Source organism: Cytobacillus sp. BC1816 (assembly GCF_051353635.1).
GTDB classification, from domain to species: Bacteria; Bacillota; Bacilli; order Bacillales; family Cytobacillaceae; genus Cytobacillus; species Cytobacillus oceanisediminis_C.
Map to the genome: position 1 here is coordinate 1,732,434 of NZ_CP195611.1, position 18,152 is coordinate 1,750,585.

General features: G+C 41.1%; 17 protein-coding genes. 16 read left to right on the plus strand and 1 reads right to left on the minus strand.

The window, feature by feature from the left end; genetic code table 11:
• The first annotated feature begins 26 nt into the window (after positions 1–26).
• The 13 genes from ACR42H_RS09165 (at position 27) to ftsZ (ending at position 13,557) form a co-directional block, all read left to right on the plus strand.
• Positions 27–1,487 (plus strand): UDP-N-acetylmuramoyl-L-alanyl-D-glutamate--2,6-diaminopimelate ligase, encoded by a 1,461-nt coding sequence (locus tag ACR42H_RS09165; RefSeq protein ID WP_436375673.1) that lies wholly within the window; start codon positions 27–29, stop codon positions 1,485–1,487.
• Between the two features lies 1 nt (position 1,488).
• A complete protein-coding gene (locus ACR42H_RS09170; protein WP_436375674.1) occupies positions 1,489–1,938 on the plus strand; it encodes a hypothetical protein in 450 nt (149 codons plus the stop codon).
• 2 nt (positions 1,939–1,940) lie between these two features.
• Positions 1,941–2,915, plus strand: coding sequence for a phospho-N-acetylmuramoyl-pentapeptide-transferase (mraY, locus tag ACR42H_RS09175; RefSeq protein ID WP_113881859.1), 975 nt, complete (start codon positions 1,941–1,943; stop codon positions 2,913–2,915).
• Positions 2,916–4,268, plus strand: coding sequence for a UDP-N-acetylmuramoyl-L-alanine--D-glutamate ligase (murD, locus tag ACR42H_RS09180; protein WP_113881860.1), 1,353 nt, complete (start codon positions 2,916–2,918; stop codon positions 4,266–4,268).
• Positions 4,269–4,437: 169 nt separating this feature from the next.
• Complete coding sequence (gene spoVE / locus ACR42H_RS09185) at positions 4,438–5,538, plus strand: stage V sporulation protein E (protein ID WP_113881861.1); 1,101 nt, start codon at positions 4,438–4,440, stop codon at positions 5,536–5,538.
• Positions 5,539–5,839: 301 nt separating this feature from the next.
• Complete coding sequence (gene murG / locus ACR42H_RS09190; protein WP_436375677.1) at positions 5,840–6,943, plus strand: undecaprenyldiphospho-muramoylpentapeptide beta-N-acetylglucosaminyltransferase; 1,104 nt, start codon at positions 5,840–5,842, stop codon at positions 6,941–6,943.
• A gap of 64 nt (positions 6,944–7,007) precedes the next feature.
• Positions 7,008–7,916, plus strand: a complete 909-nt coding sequence (gene murB / locus ACR42H_RS09195; RefSeq protein WP_436375679.1) for a UDP-N-acetylmuramate dehydrogenase — start codon at positions 7,008–7,010, stop codon at positions 7,914–7,916.
• A gap of 290 nt (positions 7,917–8,206) precedes the next feature.
• On the plus strand, positions 8,207–8,998 hold the full coding sequence (locus tag ACR42H_RS09200) for a cell division protein FtsQ/DivIB (RefSeq protein WP_113881864.1): 792 nt from the start codon (positions 8,207–8,209) through the stop codon (positions 8,996–8,998).
• Complete coding sequence (locus ACR42H_RS09205) at positions 8,946–9,677, plus strand: DUF881 domain-containing protein (RefSeq protein WP_436375681.1); 732 nt, start codon at positions 8,946–8,948, stop codon at positions 9,675–9,677. Before ACR42H_RS09200 ends, ACR42H_RS09205 begins: the two co-directional genes overlap by 53 nt.
• A 75-nt stretch (positions 9,678–9,752) precedes the next feature.
• The gene (locus tag ACR42H_RS09210; RefSeq protein WP_113881866.1) at positions 9,753–10,484 is read left to right on the plus strand and encodes a DUF881 domain-containing protein; all 732 of its coding nucleotides are present in this window, start codon (positions 9,753–9,755) and stop codon (positions 10,482–10,484) included.
• Positions 10,484–10,852, plus strand: a complete 369-nt coding sequence (locus ACR42H_RS09215; protein ID WP_113881867.1) for a small basic family protein — start codon at positions 10,484–10,486, stop codon at positions 10,850–10,852. Before ACR42H_RS09210 ends, ACR42H_RS09215 begins: the two co-directional genes overlap by 1 nt.
• A 123-nt stretch (positions 10,853–10,975) precedes the next feature.
• Positions 10,976–12,262: a cell division protein FtsA gene (gene ftsA, locus ACR42H_RS09220; RefSeq protein ID WP_113881868.1), complete on the plus strand. Its 1,287-nt coding sequence runs from the start codon at positions 10,976–10,978 to the stop codon at positions 12,260–12,262.
• Positions 12,263–12,411: 149 nt separating this feature from the next.
• A complete protein-coding gene (gene ftsZ, locus ACR42H_RS09225; RefSeq protein ID WP_113881869.1) occupies positions 12,412–13,557 on the plus strand; it encodes a cell division protein FtsZ in 1,146 nt (381 codons plus the stop codon).
• Between the two features lie 114 nt (positions 13,558–13,671).
• Here the strand turns inward: ftsZ and hmpA are convergent, their stop codons facing one another.
• Positions 13,672–14,901 (minus strand): NO-inducible flavohemoprotein, encoded by a 1,230-nt coding sequence (gene hmpA, locus ACR42H_RS09230; protein WP_436375684.1) that lies wholly within the window; start codon positions 14,899–14,901, stop codon positions 13,672–13,674.
• 516 nt (positions 14,902–15,417) lie between these two features.
• Between hmpA and spoIIGA the strand changes: the two genes are divergently transcribed.
• The 3 genes from spoIIGA (at position 15,418) to sigG (ending at position 18,067) form a co-directional block, all read left to right on the plus strand.
• On the plus strand, positions 15,418–16,356 hold the full coding sequence (gene spoIIGA, locus ACR42H_RS09235; RefSeq protein ID WP_436375687.1) for a sigma-E processing peptidase SpoIIGA: 939 nt from the start codon (positions 15,418–15,420) through the stop codon (positions 16,354–16,356).
• Between the two features lie 44 nt (positions 16,357–16,400).
• On the plus strand, positions 16,401–17,120 hold the full coding sequence (gene sigE / locus ACR42H_RS09240; RefSeq protein WP_009330857.1) for an RNA polymerase sporulation sigma factor SigE: 720 nt from the start codon (positions 16,401–16,403) through the stop codon (positions 17,118–17,120).
• Positions 17,121–17,287: 167 nt separating this feature from the next.
• Positions 17,288–18,067, plus strand: coding sequence for an RNA polymerase sporulation sigma factor SigG (gene sigG / locus ACR42H_RS09245; RefSeq protein WP_113882144.1), 780 nt, complete (start codon positions 17,288–17,290; stop codon positions 18,065–18,067).
• The last annotated feature ends 85 nt before the right edge of the window (positions 18,068–18,152 follow it).

Consider the following 18,152-nt stretch of genomic DNA (forward strand, 5'->3'; position numbering starts at 1 on the left):
TGTTTAACACGAGAGGATTGGTAGACATGGAATTACATAAATTGCTGCGATTTTTGCAGCCTTATATGACTTTTAAAGGGGAAAACCCGGAAATCACAGCGATTGTTAACGATAACCGGAAAGTTACACCTGGAAGTCTATTTGTTTGTATTGAGGGCTATACGGTGGATGGCCACGATTTTGCGGCTTCTGCTGCCGAAAAAGGTGCAGCAGCAGTCATTGCGCAAAAAGAATTGGAATTGGATATCCCAGTTATAGTGGTAAAGAATACAAAACGGGCCATGGCTGTGCTGGCTGATGCCTTTTATGGGCAGCCGAGCAAGCAGCTTCATTTAATAGGCATAACAGGCACCAATGGCAAAACAACAACAAGCCATTTGATAGAGAAAATCCTTGCAGATGCAGGAAGGAAAACTGGATTAATTGGCACGATGTATACGAAGATTGCCGATGAAACCTTTGAAGTGAAAAATACCACTCCTGAAAGTTTGACTCTGCAAAGCACATTTAGAAAAATGGCAAATGCAGGTGTAGATTCAGCCGTAATGGAAGTGTCTTCACATGCACTTGATGAAGGGCGCATTCATGGCTGTGATTTTAATATAGCCGTATTTACAAACCTGACCCAGGATCATCTGGATTATCACAAAACAATGACAGAATACAGGAGAGCAAAAGGGCTGCTTTTTGCCCAGCTCGGAAGCGCCTATAATCATAGAGAGCCGAAGTATGCCATTTTAAATTCAGATGACCCTGCTTCTGCAGAATATGAAAAATCGACGGCAGCTCATGTCATTTCCTATGGAATCGATCAGGAAGCTGACCTCCGGGCAATTAATATTCAGATGACTGCTGGCGGGACGGAATTTGACTTAATCTCTCCATTTGGAAAGCATAAAGTTTCTCTGAAAATGATAGGCAAATTCAGCATCTATAATGTCCTTGCCAGCATAGGTGCAGGGATCGCTTCAGGGATATCAATCTCGCAAATCATCAAATCTGCTGAAGAAGTTAAAGGCGTAGCAGGCAGATTTGAAACCGTAGATGCGGGTCAGGATTTTTCTGTGATTGTTGATTATTCACATACTCCGGACAGCCTGAAAAATGCTTTGGAAACAGTAAAGCAATTTGCCCTGAATCGCATTTTTGCCATCGTGGGATGCGGAGGAGACAGAGACAGATCCAAGCGGCCTCTAATGGCTGAAATTGCATGCCAGTACAGTACAGACCCGATTTTTACTTCTGATAATCCCCGAAGTGAAGACCCGATTCAAATCCTTAGGGACATGGAAGAGGGAGTAAAAGGTGAAAGTTATAAAACAATCGCCGATCGAAAAGAGGCCATTCACTATGCGGTGAAAAATGCCAGTAAAGGAGACGTTATTTTAATAGCCGGCAAGGGCCATGAGACATATCAGCAGGTAGGAAACGAGGTTTTCGACTTTGATGACCGCCTTGTCGCAAAAGAGGCTATAGAGGAGCGATAAAATGTATTTGATGTATCGGGATTTAGCGGTATTGTTTCCGTCCGTAAAAGGGATAAAGGATAATGAGCTTGAATTTCATACGGTCGCTTCCTCCTCTTCCGCCCTGCAGCCAAAAGGAATTTATATTCCTTTTGGAGAGGCCGGAAATCTGAAAGAAGCTATAGAAAAAGGGGCTATTGCTGCTCTCTGGCATGAGAATGCCGAGACGCCCGCATATACCCCGAATCATTTCCCTATTTTTTATACTAACGACTTAACGAAAGGCTTAAAGGACATCATGAAATTATATATAGAAAAATTAAGCAAATCAGAAGAAAAGATGAACACAACTAATTTCCTTATTTCAGGTGAAAAAAGTCTTAAAGAAAACGAAGCAACATATGATATTGCTGTGATGGCTGAAAGATTAGCGGAAGCTGCAGGAAATGCCAAGCCGGAAAGGAGGGGATAAGTATGATGGAGCAAGTTATTTTTTTCACAATATTGGCAGGCTTTTTAATTACGGTTTTGCTGTCTCCCATTTTTATTCCCTTCCTGAGAAGATTGAAATTCGGGCAGAGCATCCGTGAAGAAGGCCCTAAATCCCATCAGAAAAAGACAGGTACACCGACAATGGGCGGAATCATGATTCTTCTTTCCGTTACGGTGACCACTTTGCTTATGACCGGGAAATTTTCAGAACCTACTGTAGAAACTTATTTGCTGCTGCTCGTTACCCTGGGCTTTGGACTCCTCGGTTTTCTTGATGACTTTATTAAAGTAGTATTAAAGCGAAACTTAGGTCTGACTTCAAAGCAAAAGCTACTGGGCCAAATTATTATTTCTGTTATTTTTTATTTTGTTTTCAAGCAAAATGATTTTTCAACAGAAGTGCATATTCCGCTGACAGACATTTCGATTGATTTGGGCTGGGGGTATGTTTTATTTATTATTTTCTGGCTGGTCGGATTCTCGAATGCTGTCAATCTGACAGATGGACTTGATGGTCTTGTTTCAGGAACTGCTGCAATCGCTTTTGGAGCATTTGCAGTCCTGGCATGGAATCAATCCCAATTTGAAGTATCCATTTTTTCTGTAGCTGTAGTGGGAGCGGTATTGGGTTTCCTTGTCTTTAATGCCCACCCTGCAAAGGTGTTTATGGGAGACACAGGATCACTGGCTCTGGGAGGGGCTATTGCGACCATAGCCATCTTGACAAAACTTGAAATCATCCTGATTATTATCGGCGGTGTTTTTGTTATTGAAACATTATCTGTTATTTTACAGGTGGCATCTTTTAAGACCACCGGGAAGCGGATCTTCCGTATGAGCCCGCTCCATCATCATTATGAATTGGTGGGCTGGTCAGAATGGCGGGTTGTCGTTACATTCTGGACCGTAGGCCTATTATTTGCAATCTTAGGAATCTATATTGAGGTGTGGGTGTAAGTGAAAGAGGTAAATCGCTATCGACATAAAAAAATATTAGTGCTGGGACTGGCCAAAAGCGGAGTGAGTGCAGCTTCCCTTTTACATAAGCTTGGAGCATTTGTAACTGTTAACGATTATAAGCCTCTTGCGGAAAATCCTGAAGCTCAGGGACTGCTTGAACAAGGGATTACAGTTATTTGCGGGGGCCATCCAATTGAACTTCTGGAAGAGGGGTTCGAGCTGATTGTAAAAAACCCGGGTATTCCTTACCATAATCCAATGATAAAAGGAGCTCTAGAAAAGGGCATACCGGTCATTACAGAAGTGGAGCTTGCCTTTCAGGTCTCTGAAGCTCCTTTTATTGCGATTACAGGTACAAATGGAAAAACCACCACAACTACTCTCGTGTTTGAAATGCTTCAGGCAGGAAGCAAAATGCCGCTGATAGCAGGAAATATTGGAACAGTAGCTTCCGAGGTTGCCCAGAGTGCTGGAGAAGAAAATAATATCGTGATTGAGCTTTCATCATTTCAGCTGATGGGTATTCAGGATTTCAGGCCGAGAATCGCCATTTTAACAAATTTATATGATGCCCATTTGGATTATCATGGCACTAGAGAAGAGTATCATGCAGCCAAAGCAAATATTACGATGAATCAGACTGAAAAGGATTATTTCATTGTCAATGCCGATCAAGATAAAGTAATGGAAGCCGCTGCACGGTCAGAGGCTAAAATAATACCTTTTTCAACTTCCAGAGTCCTGTCTGAAGGGGCATACGTAAAAGATGGCCTGATTTATTTTAATGATGAACAAGTGATGGAAAGAAAAGATGTTTCATTGCCGGGAGAGCACAATCTTGAGAATATCCTATCCTCAGTGGCTGCTGCCAAACTGACCGGTGTCGGGAATGAAGCCATAAGCCAAGTTCTAAGTTCGTTTACCGGAGTCAAGCACCGCCTGCAGTATGTTGGCGAATACCAGAGCAGGAAATTTTATAATGATTCTAAAGCAACGAACATTTTAGCAACGAAGAATGCAGTGTCAGCATTTGATCAGTCAGTCATTCTTCTTGCAGGCGGTCTTGACCGCGGAAATGGCTTTGATGAACTCATCCCATCTCTCAAAAAGGTAAAAGCACTTGTAACCTTTGGACAAACAGCTGAAAAGATTGAAAATGCAGCAATGGAAGCGGGAATAAAAACAATTGAGCGTGTCGATAATGTTGAGAAAGCCGTACCTGCTGCCTTTAAGCTTTCAGAGCCAGGAGATGTGATTCTGCTTTCTCCTGCTTGTGCAAGCTGGGACCAATATAAAACTTTTGAGGTTCGGGGAGACATGTTTATAGATGCGGTGCATAAGCTTAATTAAGGGCTTGTCTGCGGGACTATGGGAACTTCAGCAAAGGCATACATCTGCTTCGCGTGACATTTAGAGCTTTAATAAGGAACGCAATAAGACTGCCGGAAAACAGGCAAGTTTATTTGCGGCAGAAAAAGGTTCCTTGATAGCCCTAAAACTTGCATTCGAGGTGTTTTCGTTGCCGACCAAAAAAACCACTCCCGATTTTATATTAATGATCGTCACTTTTATGCTGCTTGCTGTAGGATTGACTATGGTATATAGTGCAAGTGCAATTTGGGCAGATTATAAATTTGATGATTCTTTCTTTTTTGCGAAAAGGCAAATGCTTTTTGCCGGAGTTGGAATTATTGCGATGTTTTTTATCATGAATGTGGATTATTGGACATGGAGAACATGGGCAAAGGTTTTAATCATTGTCTGTTTTGTACTTTTGCTCCTGGTGTTGATCCCTGGAATAGGCAATGTGCGAAATGGCTCGAGGAGCTGGATTGGGGTAGGAGCATTTTCAGTTCAGCCTTCCGAGTTTATGAAGCTTGCCATGATTGTGTTTATGGCAAAATTCCTCTCCGAAAAACAAAAGCTGATTACCTCTTTCAGAAAAGGTCTTGTTCCATCTTTAGGGCTCGTATTTTTAGCATTTGGATTAATAATGCTGCAGCCTGATTTAGGCACTGGAACTGTAATGGTGGGTACTTGCGTTGTCATGATTTTTATCGCAGGAGCGAGGATCAGCCACTTTGTCTGGTTTGGCGCTGCAGGCTTGGCCGGATTTGTGGCACTTGTTCTGTCGGCCCCATACAGGATAAAGCGGATTACTTCATTTCTAGACCCATGGGAAGATCCATTGGGCAGCGGATTCCAGATTATCCAGTCCTTATATGCAATAGGGCCGGGAGGATTGTTTGGCCTTGGTCTGGGGCAGAGCAGACAGAAGTTTTTTTATCTTCCTGAGCCGCAGACAGATTTTATTTTTGCTATTTTAGCTGAGGAACTGGGATTTATAGGCGGATCTTTTGTCATTTTATTATTTGCACTTCTTTTATGGCGCGGCATCCGCATAGCGCTGGGCGCCCCTGATTTATATGGGAGTTTCTTGGCTGTTGGGATCATAGCAATGGTCGCTATTCAGGTAATGATAAATATCGGAGTAGTAACAGGACTGATGCCTGTTACTGGCATCACACTTCCGTTTCTGAGCTACGGGGGATCGTCTTTGACACTGATGCTCATGGCTATAGGGGTTCTGCTTAATATAAGCAGATATGCAAGGTATTAGCGCATTTTATAACATGCATTTTGGAAACCCTGTGAAGCAGGGTTTCTTTTTTGGAAGAAAAAATTTATCCGGCATCGAAGAATTATCAAACTTCTTTGCAATTTTGCACATTATTACATTTCTTTAACATTATGATGTACGTTCCTATCTATTTGTTTTGAATATAGTAGAATAGGGGAAAGAGGGGAAGTGTTTCCCGCTCGAACGCTGGATGACCTTCAATTAATCTGATAGCTTTATATTTGTTCAAGAAATAAAGCTTTGATTTCTTTGATAATAAGATTTTTTTTGAGGTGAAAGAATGAAAATTGCTGTTAGCGGCGGAGGAACTGGCGGACATATATATCCGGCACTTGCGCTTATAAGACAAATTCAGAAAGAACATAAAGATGCCGAATTTCTATATATTGGAACTGAAAAAGGGCTTGAAAATACGATTGTCAATCGTGAAAATATCCCTTTTAAATCAATACATATAACGGGTTTTAAAAGAAAGCTATCTTTGGAAAATGTTAAAACTGTTTTAAGGTTTCTGAAAGGTGTTCGTGAAAGTAAAAAGATGCTTAAGGAATTTAATGCAGATGTCGTCATCGGCACGGGTGGTTATGTTTGTGGTCCAGTTGTATATGCTGCTTCAAAGCTTGGCATTCCAACCATCATCCATGAGCAAAACAGCGTCCCGGGATTAACCAATAAGTTTTTAAGCAGATATGTTGATAAAATCGCAGTATGCTTTGAAGAAGCAAAGGCTTTTTTTCCGGATACTAAAACAGTCATGACAGGGAATCCGCGTGCTTCAGAGGTGCTGGGACAGGATGGGATCAGGGGGAGACTATCAGCAGGATTAAAAACCGGTGTCCCTGCTGTGTTAATCTTTGGAGGCAGCAGAGGGGCAAGGCCAATCAATGATGCAGTTCTAAAAACTCTGGCTGAGCTGGGTGAAAAGCCATATCAGGTTCTATATATCACAGGGGACGTCCATTATGAGGATGTACAAAAAGAAATAGAGCTGGTCGGAAGCCCTGAAAATGTAATGATTAAACCATTTATTCACAATATGCCAGAAGTGCTGGCCGGAGCAGACCTGGTTGTATCACGTGCGGGAGCCACCACTTTGGCAGAGATAACCTCTTTAGGAATTCCGAGCATTTTAATCCCAAGCCCATATGTAACAAATAACCACCAGGAGAAAAATGCAAGAGCGCTAAGCGACCATGGTGCTGCAGAACTTTTGCTTGAAAAAGAGTTAACAGGGAAAAAGCTTATTGACAGCATCGACCGAATCATCCTCGATAAAGATAAGATGAGTAACATGAAGGAAGCTTCGAAAAAACTTGGGATCCGTGATGCATCAAATAGGCTATACAAATTAATGGCCGAACTGGTTTCAAATAATGGGAAGTAGCCCTGATTAGAAAATTTGCATAGAATAAATAAATTTAGGCATAGATCAAGAAAGGGAGGTAAATATGGACGAATTTATCAGCAAGCTTAAAGAATTAAACATCGGATCAGTTAAAGAAAATGAGCCGATGGCTAATCATACAACAATGAAAATTGGCGGACCCGCCGATTTGTTTATTGAGCCTTCTTCCATAGAAAACCTGGCAAAAGCGATGGAACTAATCCATAGCTATGAACTGAAATGGAGAGCAATTGGAAGAGGATCTAATTTGCTCGTATCTGATGGAGGCATAGAAGGAGTGGTCATTAAGTTGGGCCGCGGCATGGATCACCTGGATCTTAATGGTACGGAATTAAGAGCAGGCGGCGGTTATTCATTGGTTGCCCTCTCTACAATTATCAGTAAAAAAGGCTTGTCAGGTCTCGAATTTGCCAGCGGGATTCCCGGGTCTGTAGGCGGAGCAGTTTATATGAACGCTGGTGCTCACGGTTCTGATATTTCGCAGATCCTGACCAATGCACATGTTCTTTTCGAAGATGGGAAGATGGAATGGCTAACCAACGAAGAAATGGAATTTTCTTATAGAACATCCGTCCTTCAAAAGAAACGTCCGGGTATTGTTCTTGAGGCCGTTTTCCGGCTTACAGAGGGAGACAGGGAAAAAATTTCCTCTGCAATGCAAAAAAATAAGGATTACAGGAAGGAAACCCAGCCTTGGAACTTCCCATGTGCAGGCAGTATTTTCCGTAACCCGCTTCCAGAATATGCTGGCCATCTGATAGAAAAAGCCGGAATGAAGGGCCATAGCATCGGTGGAGCGCAAATTTCCAATATGCATGGGAATTTCATCGTGAATGCGGGAGATGCCAGGGCGGAAGATGTACTTGCATTAATTCAGCATATTAAGGATACAATCTTTGATTTGTATGGAGTGAAAATGGAGACAGAAGTAGAAATAATCGGTCGAAAGTAACGGGGAATAATACCTTACGTATACCATTTATTGTGATATAATAATTTATTAGATAACAGTAAATGTAGTAAGAACGGCATGGTTCACATGCCGTTCTCTTCCCTAATTTAGTATTGCATAAATTGTGCTGGACAAGCTTCTTAATTGTTTTTTTTCATTGTCCTTGCGCTATTCTGAAAAAATAGGAAGGTATGCTCTAAACTTCTATAACTGTCTAGCTCCAGCGCCTGCTCCCTCGAGGTGACGGGGGTGGGCAAGGCGCTTGCGCTTTTCTTAATGGGGTGATAAAAGTGGAGAAAAGTAAGGTTGTCTCGCTTGAGGATCGAATACCGAAGCTTAAACAGCAAAGAAAGAAGAAAGCGAACAGAAGACTGATCTTTTTGCTGCTGCTTTTTTTCTCGCTGATTGTTTTAGTTATTTACTTTCAATCGCCCTTAAGCCATATTAAACAAATTAAGGTATCCGGCAATTCAATTTATGATAAAGAAGAAATTATTCAAATTAGCGGTGTTACTGAAAAAACAAATATTTGGAAGGTTGACGAAGAGGGCATTGAGGGTAAGCTTAAAGAGCTGCCTGAAATAAAATCTTCAACTGTTAAAGTTCAGCTGCCAAGCACAATTAATATACAGGTAGATGAACTGAAGCGGATGGCCTACATAGCGAAAGAGAAGCACTACCTTCCTGTTATGGAGAATGGGAGCATATTAAAGGATGAAAAAGTTGCGGAAATCCCTGTCAACGCTCCTATCCTCAATGACTTTTCTGAGGGCGACATCCTTAATATGATGATTGGGGAGCTTGAATCACTACCTGAAGAGGTGTTAAATTCGATTTCCGAAATCCATCATTCTCCCAAAAAGACAGATTCCAACCATATTACTTTGTATATGAATGATGGTTTTGAAGTCAGTGCTACTTTAAGAAGCTTTTCAGAAAAAATGGCACACTACCCTTCTATCATAAGCCAGCTGGATCCCGAGAATAAAGGAATCATCGACTTGGAAGTAGGCTCTTATTTTAAAGCTTATGAAACAGAGGGAGCTGAAGAAGTTGAAAAAGAAAATGAAGGTGAAGGGTAATCATGTAATATTCTCCCTGGTGTTTCTCGTACTGGGTTACATGATGGCATTTTCCTATCACCTTACACAGGGAGAAGAAGAAAAGCCTGCATTAAGCGGAAAACAGTGGGAAAGAGATTTGGAACTCCGTAATCAGCTTGTTGAACTGGAGGAAAAAAACAGATCTCTTCAAAAAGAATTAAATACAAAACAGGAAAACGTACTTGATATTGAAAAGGAGCTTTCACAGGAAGCCCAGGTTTATTTTAATCTTGCCGAGGATGCTGAGAAGTACAGGATGCATCTTGGTAAAGTAAAAGTAAAGGGCCGAGGAGTGGAAGTAACTCTGGCAGATGGTGACTACGATCCGGATGAAGATAATATAAACAATTATATCGTTCATGAACACCATGTTTTTAAGGTTATAAATGAACTCTATATTTCCGGAGCTTCCGCAGTAGCTATAAATGGCCAAAGACTATCACACAGTTCCTATATTGTTTGCAATGGACCTGTTATAGAAGTTGACGGCTACCAGCATCCTGCTCCGTTTGTCATCACTGCCATAGGTGATGCCGAAGTGCTTTCATCCGCACTGAACCTGACAGGCGGAGTAAAAGACACATTGGTAGATGAGAACATCCAATTCACATTAGAGAATAAGGGTGAAATCATCATGGAACCATTACTGGGTTCTTAAAGCCAATCCAGCATTCGTAAGCAGTATTAATTTGTCCACAGTGTAATTTATTCGGGAAAGCAAGGTGGAATTAAAGTGGACAGCAAAAAGAAATTCAGCTTTACCTTTATAACAGTAGTAATTGGCTTTATGATTGCCATACAGTTTCAAACAGTGAAGGAACCGGCTGTCCGGGATACAAGGGATACCTGGCAGCTAAGAGCTGACATCCTTAAAGAAAAAGAGCTGCAATTAAAACTATTGCGAGAAATTAGTTCAAATGAAGAAAAAATTGCCCAATATGAAACAAAGCGCAAACAAAGCAAAGAGCAAGTGCTTCGTGAAACGCTGGAAGAATTAAAAAGGGAAGCCGGACTAAGTGAAGTGACGGGACCAGGCATAATCATAAGCATTGAACCGGTGCATGAGGAGCTTCTTCTGGGCAAGCAGGCTGATTCTGTTTCCCCGGATTTGCTCAAGCGGCTTGTCAATGAGTTAAATATGTATGACGCCCAGCACATTTCCATTGGAGGCAGAAGGATCATCAACACGACAGTCATAAGGGATATCAACAGGGAGACCATGATAGATGGATTTGCCTTAAATCACCTGCCTATTGAAGTGAAAGTTATAACTGAGAATGCCCAATCTGCCGAGAAGCTTTTTAATCGCATGCAAGTATCAAATTCTGCAGAAGAATTTTTCATTGACAATCTGCGGGTTAAGGTGGAAAAGTCTGCAGAGCCTATCACGATTCCTGCATATGATGAGGCATTAAGGATCAGATATATGGAGCCTGTGAAACCTGACGAAGGAGGCAAATCATAATGTGGCTTCCTGTTTTAGGATTGATCATAGGTGTGATACTTGGACTTATGACAGATATAAAAGTGCCGGATGAATATTCGAATTATCTTTCCATTGCTGTTCTTGCCGCGTTGGATACTCTATTCGGAGGGGTCAGGGCTCAGCTTCAAAATATTTATGATGAAAAAGTTTTCGTTTCCGGTTTCTTTTTTAACATCCTGCTGGCAGCAAGTTTAGCTTTTCTGGGTGTCCATCTTGGTGTAGACTTGTACTTAGCAGCAGTATTTGCTTTTGGGGTCAGGCTTTTCCAAAATATAGCGGTCATCAGAAGAATTTTAATCGCAAAATGGTCCCAAAACAGAGAAAAAACAGAAAAAAATGATATTTAAAAAAGGGAAAGTATTAGTTTTGACGAATAATTTTATAGATAAACTAACTTACTAAAACAAATAACAGCAAAAAAAGATTGTTGTTCAATAATCGGAATTGCAAAAAAAAGGAGGTGCCAGAGAATGAACAGCAATGAAATATATGTTAGTCTTGACATCGGTACATCCAGTGTAAAAGTAATCATTGGGGAAATGGTCAATGACTCTTTAAATATTATTGGTGTTGGCAATGTACAGTCAGAAGGGTTACGCAAGGGGTCCATTGTTGATATAGACGAAACCGTTCATTCTATTAAAAAGGCAATCGAACAGGCTGAGAGAATGATAGGAATGGAGATAAAAAATGTGATTGTAGGAATTACCGGCAATCATGTTATGCTTCAGCCATCCCATGGTGTTGTTGCAGTCTCGAGTGAGAATAGGGAAATTACAGACGAAGATGTTGCTAGAGTAATAGATGCGGCACAAGTTGTATCAATCCCGCCGGAAAGAGATATCATTGATGTCATTCCAAAGCAGTTTATCGTTGACGGATTGGACGAAATCAGTGATCCCCGCGGAATGATTGGTGTGCGGCTGGAAATGGAAGGCACCATTATAACAGGATCGAAAACGATTTTACATAACACCCTGCGCTGTGTTGAACGCGCTGGCCTTGAAATCATGGATATTACACTTCAGCCTCTGGCAGCAGGTGCATTCGCTCTTTCAAAGGATGAGAAAAATCTGGGAGTTGCACTTGTTGATATTGGCGGCGGTTCCACAACCATTGCCATATTTGAAAATGGATCTTTAAAGGCAACCAGTGTTCTTCCTGTAGGGGGAGACCATATCACAAAAGACTTATCTATCGGACTCCGCACATCTACAGAAGATGCAGAAAAAATCAAAACAAAGTATGGCTATGCGTTCTATGACCATGCATCTGAAGATGAGGTATTCAGTGTTCCTATCATTGGAAGCGATCAGCATCAGCAATTTAATCAGCTGGAAATATCAGATATTATTGAAGCCCGGATGGAAGAGATTTTTGATTTTATCCAGCACGAAGTGAAACGTCTTGGAGCAAAAGATCTTCCAGGGGGCTATGTACTATCTGGAGGCGTAGCGAATACTCAGGGAGTTCTTGAACTGGCACAGGATGTTTTCCAAAATAGAGTGCGCATCGCAATCCCTGATTATATTGGCGTGAGGGAACCGCAGTATACGACTGCAGTTGGATTGATTAAGTTCGCATATAAGAATGCGAAAATACAGGGCAGAAAAATGGAACAGCCAGTGACTGTCCCTGAAGCAAAAGAAAAACGAGTGCAAAAACCGCAACCGCAACCGAAAACAAAGCCGGAAAAACAGCCGGAAGAAAAAATCACATCAAGAGTTAAAAAGTTCCTCGGATACTTTTTCGAATAACTTGATTTGATTCGCAAGGGTTAGGGAAACGGAATCAAAAGCCATACGGCGGATAGAAAAATGCACTGAAAAGCCATTTTGGGAGTGCGTATAAAAAGCGAATCAAAAAAGGTGTTCTTAGGAATATCGACGAATTAGGAGGATTAGTCATGTTGGAATTTGATACAAATTTGGATTCATTAGCAACTATAAAAGTCATCGGCGTTGGAGGCGGCGGTAACAATGCAGTAAACAGAATGATTGAGCATGGTGTTCAAGGCGTCGAGTTTATTGCTGTTAACACGGATGCTCAGGCGCTGAACTTATCAAAAGCAGAAGTGAAAATGCAAATCGGAGGCAAACTTACAAGGGGACTTGGAGCTGGTGCCAACCCCGAGGTAGGTAAAAAAGCAGCAGAAGAAAGTAAAGAGCAGGTAGAAGAAGCACTGAAAGGTGCTGATATGGTATTCGTCACAGCTGGCATGGGAGGTGGGACTGGAACAGGAGCGGCTCCAGTCATCGCCCAGATTGCACGTGATTTAGGAGCTCTGACTGTTGGTGTTGTTACCCGCCCATTCACTTTTGAAGGCCGCAAACGTTCCACTCAGGCAGCCGGCGGTATTGCTGCTATGAAGGAAGCGGTTGATACACTGATCGTCATTCCTAATGACAGGCTATTGGAAATTGTTGATAAAAGCACTCCAATGCTTGAAGCATTCCGCGAAGCGGATAATGTTTTGCGCCAGGGTGTTCAGGGTATTTCCGACTTGATTGCTGTTCCGGGATTAATTAACCTTGACTTTGCAGACGTGAAGACAATCATGTCCAATAAAGGTTCTGCACTAATGGGTATTGGTGTTGCAGCAGGGGAAAACCGTGCAGCAGAAGCGGCGAAAAAGGCGATTTCATCACCTTTGCTTGAAACATCAATTGATGGTGCACAAGGTGTCTTAATGAATATTACTGGCGGATCAAATCTAAGCCTGTATGAAGTACAGGAAGCTGCTGACATTGTTGCTTCAGCTTCAGATCAGGACGTGAATATGATCTTCGGTTCCGTAATTAATGAAAACCTTAAAGATGAGATTGTTGTAACGGTCATTGCAACTGGATTTAATGAAGAAGTGATCCAGCCTAAGCCTATGAGGCCAACATTTGGACAGCCTAAATCTTCCCCTGGCATGGGAACGTCTATGAAGCGTGAACCAAAGAGAGAAGAAGCTCCGCAAGAATCTGTAAGAAGCAGCCAATCTCAACAGCCGGAAGAAACGTTGGATATCCCTACGTTCCTCCGCAACCGTAACCGCAGAAGATAAAGTTTGATTGATAAAACCCCTGGAATCAACTTGATTCCAGGGGTTTTATCAATTGTTATGAAGGTTTTTACACAAATAAGCATGGCTCATATTCTGAGCCATGCTTAATTATATTTAAACCGTCTGAGATTCCTTAAGTTGCATAGAAGGGCCAAAGAATTCGTAGCGGATATTTTCCTTCAGAAAGCCTGCTTCAAGCAATGCCTCGTACATAGCCTGCATAAATTGAACGGGTCCGCACATATAGACCATACTTTCTTTATTCGGCACTATTGTGTTTAACCACTCTGAAGTAATATAACCTTCCTTGCTGAAGGTCTTTTCGGCCTTATCTTTTTCTGTTGGACTTTCATAGCAGAAATAGGTTTTTACCAATGGATTATTTTTTTCAATTTCGTGTACTTCCTCTGAAAATGCATGTACTTTTCCGTTGAGTGCAGCATGAACAAATATTGTTTCATGCTTTACTCCTGTTGCATCAAGATGACGCAGCATGCTATGCATTGGTGTAATGCCTACTCCGCCGCTAAGCAGAACGACAGGATTATCTATTCCATCCAGAACAAATTCTCCAGCAGGAGAACTTATTTCTAAATGATCGCCTTCTTTCAGGTCATTGTGAAGATAGCTGGAAACCTTTCCGTCCGGTTTTTCAGAATTACCTTCTTCTTTCTTAACAGAGATTCTGTAATATGACTTTTCCGGTGAGTCAGATAAGCTGTATTGGCGGATATGCGTATATTCTTCTCCTGGAATATTTAATTTCACACTAATATACTGGCCCGGAAGATAGCTGGAAATATTTCCTCCATCGTCAGGTGTAAAATAGAAGGAAGTAATTACATCACTTTCTTTCACCTTTTTTGCAACAGTGAATGTTCTGAAGTCATCCCAGCCTCCTGGCTGATCAGCGGCATCCTCATAAAGGCTCTTTTCTAATCCGATGAATGCATCCGCAATCACACCATAAGCTTTAACCCATGCATCAATAATATCTTCAGTAGCAGCCTCTTTCAGCACTTCCTTGATTGCAAGAATTAAGTGCTCTCCAACAATTGGATAATGTTCAGGCTTAATGCCTAAAGATCTGTGCTTATGAGCGATTTGTGTGACAACCGGGAGAATAGCTTCCAGGTTATCGATATATTTTGCAGCAGCATATACAGAATTTGCCAGTGCTTTTTGCTGTCGGCCCTGTTTCTGATTAGCATGATTAAAGATGTTCAGCAGTTCAGGGTGATTTGTAAACATTAACTTATAAAAGGTTTTCGTAATATCTTCGCCATGTTTTTCAAGTACAGGTACAGTGCTTTTAATAATTTCAATTGTTTTTGTGTCCAACATATCAGCAAAACTCCTTCTTATTATTTTCACTGTCATTATAGTTGATATTGAAAACAAAAAATGTGATATAAATCACACCAAGTGAAAAAGTGAAGGAGCAATAAATAGAAAAATAATGACAAAATCCGTTGGGAATAGGGAAAATTTCTATCTTTTTGCATACAGAAAGCGACACACTTTCTTTACTGAAATGCGCTATACTTTTTTCTAACAGAATCATAGCACATAAATATATGAGAGAATTTGACCGCTAAAGTCACTCTATCAGATGCTGATTCTGAAGAGGAAGCAAGAAGTATAACTTTAATCTTTGATAACTGTCTAGCTCCAGCGCCTACCCTTTCGAGGTCATAAGTCAATCCTCCCAGAAAGGCATAGAACGCCTTTCCGAGAGGCTCGTCTTGTGTTTGAGGGCCACAGGATGTGGGTCATGCAGACGTTGCCACAGGACGTGGCGTTCATAGTCTGCGTTTATTCGTGGGCAAGGCGCTTGCGCTTTTCTAAGGGGGAAGATAATTGACCGTCTATTTGGATATTATCTGGGCGCTAAATTTTATGTTTGACAGCCTTCTCCTTTATCTAACAGCCATCATACTAAAAAGAGAAATCAGGCTTTGGAGGATTTTTGCAGGCGGCTTAATAGGATCGATCATCATTTTATTAGTATTTACACCATTTAATGAATATTCAGGTCACCCGCTCACTAAATTATTATTCTCAGTTGCAATGGTATTGGCTGTTTTTGGCTTTAAGCGTTTGCGTTACTTTCTAAAAGGTCTCATGACTTTTTATTTTGCTACTTTTTTAGTTGGAGGCTCCTTAATAGGCATTCATTATTTTATTAATTTTGATTTTCAGCTTTCTTCATCCGTCATGCTCGCCAGTGTTAAGGGCTTTGGTGATCCAATCAGCTGGCTGTTTGTACTTCTTGGGTTTCCTCTTGCCTGGCATTTCTCTAAGAGAAACGTTGAAGGAATCGAGATGACAAAAATTCAGTATGACTCTTTAGTAATGGTGCGTGTTGTTATCAATGAAACAGAATTCCGTTTCAAAGGCCTAATAGACAGCGGCAACCAGTTATACGATCCCATTTCTAAAATGCCAGTGATGTTTATATCCGTTAAAGACAGGCTTGACGAGTTCCCGCCTGAAATTATTAAAATGGCAGGGAACCCGGAAGATATCATTATGGGCAGTGATTCAATTGGCGGGGATTGGGAGCATAAAATGAGGGTAATTCCATGTAAGGTTGTTGGACAAGAACACCAGTTGATTATAGGATTCAAGCCTGACCGCATTCTCCTTGAAAAAGAGAATGAAATAATAGAAGCGGAGCGTGGATTAGTTTCCTTTTCCATGCAGCAGCTTTCTGCGGACGATGCGTTTCAGTGCATTGTTCACCCTAAGATGCTTACAGGTACAAGTACAATGAAGCAGGATGCAAAAGTAAGTTAATATACTATACTCTGCAAAAACATAATTTAGAAGGAGGACAAATCATGAAAAAGTTAAAACTTCGCTTATCCTACTATTGGTATAAATTATTGATTAAGCTGGGGATCAAAACAGATGAAGTATATTATATAGGCGGCAGCGAAGCACTACCTCCTCCACTTAGTAAGGAAGAAGAAGAAATGCTCCTGATCAAGCTTCCGAAGGGAGATAAAGCTGCAAGGTCCATTTTAATTGAAAGAAATCTGCGTCTTGTTGTGTATATCGCCAGAAAGTTTGAAAATACAGGCATCAATATAGAGGACTTAATCAGCATTGGAACCATTGGGCTTATTAAAGCTGTAAATACGTTTAATCCAGAGAAAAAAATCAAGCTGGCTACATATGCATCCCGCTGTATTGAGAATGAAATTCTAATGTATTTAAGAAGGAACAATAAAATCCGTTCTGAAGTATCCTTTGATGAACCCCTCAATATCGATTGGGATGGCAATGAACTGCTTCTTTCCGATGTGCTTGGCACTGAGGATGACATCATCACAAAAGATCTCGAAGCAAATGTTGATAAAAAGCTGCTGCTAAAGGCATTGCATCAGCTTTCGGATCGTGAAAAACAGATAATGGAACTTAGATTTGGCCTTGGATCGGGTGAAGAAAAAACTCAGAAGGATGTGGCAGATATGCTGGGTATTTCCCAGTCCTATATTTCACGTCTGGAAAAACGAATAATAAAAAGATTAAAAAAAGAATTTAATAAGATGGTTTAGAACTTTTAGCAGGAATATTTTTTTACAAAATTTTGCAAGGGAAAAACCTAGTGTTTATGATGCTTTGACCGTTTCCCCATCCGGCAGTCGGATTAGCCGGTGCATATTTTTCCTTTCCAAGGAGATACTGTTTTTTGTACAGCAGCTCCTGTGAGGAGGGAAATGGATTGACTCGAAATAAAGTAGAAATTTGCGGTGTTGATACTTCAAAGCTTCCAGTTTTAAAAAACGAAGAAATGAGAGAGCTCTTCAAGCAAATGCATAAGGGGGATATAACCGCACGGGAAAAACTCGTCAACGGCAATTTGCGTCTCGTATTAAGTGTGATTCAGCGTTTTAATAACAGAGGCGAATTTGTTGATGACCTTTTCCAGGTCGGCTGTATCGGTCTAATGAAATCTATTGATAATTTTGATCTAAGTCAAAACGTTAAGTTTTCCACCTATGCAGTTCCGATGATCATTGGGGAAATACGCAGGTACCTGCGTGATAATAACCCGATTCGCGTCTCGCGTTCATTAAGGGACATTGCTTATAAAGCTCTGCAGGTAAGAGAACGTTTAATGAGCAAAACATCCAGAGAGCCTACAGCGGAAGAAATAGCAAAAGAGCTGGATGTGCCTCATGAAGAAATCGTTTTTGCATTGGATGCAATTCAGGATCCTGTCTCTTTATTTGAACCCATTTATAATGATGGCGGAGATCCGATTTTTGTGATGGATCAACTGAGCGATGAACGGAACAAAGATATTCAATGGATCGAAGAGATAGCCCTAAAAGAGGGAATGAGAAGACTGAATGAGCGGGAAAAACTGATTCTTAGAAAACGCTTCTTCCAGGGCAAAACTCAAATGGAAGTGGCAGAGGAAATTGGCATTTCCCAGGCTCAAGTTTCACGGCTTGAAAAAGCGGCAATCAAACAAATGAATAAGAATATTCAAAGCTAGCAGCCAATTTGGCTGCTTTTTATATTTACCAAACATTTTTCCTATAGGGGCAAACATATATTGAATAAGAACATAAATTGGGAGT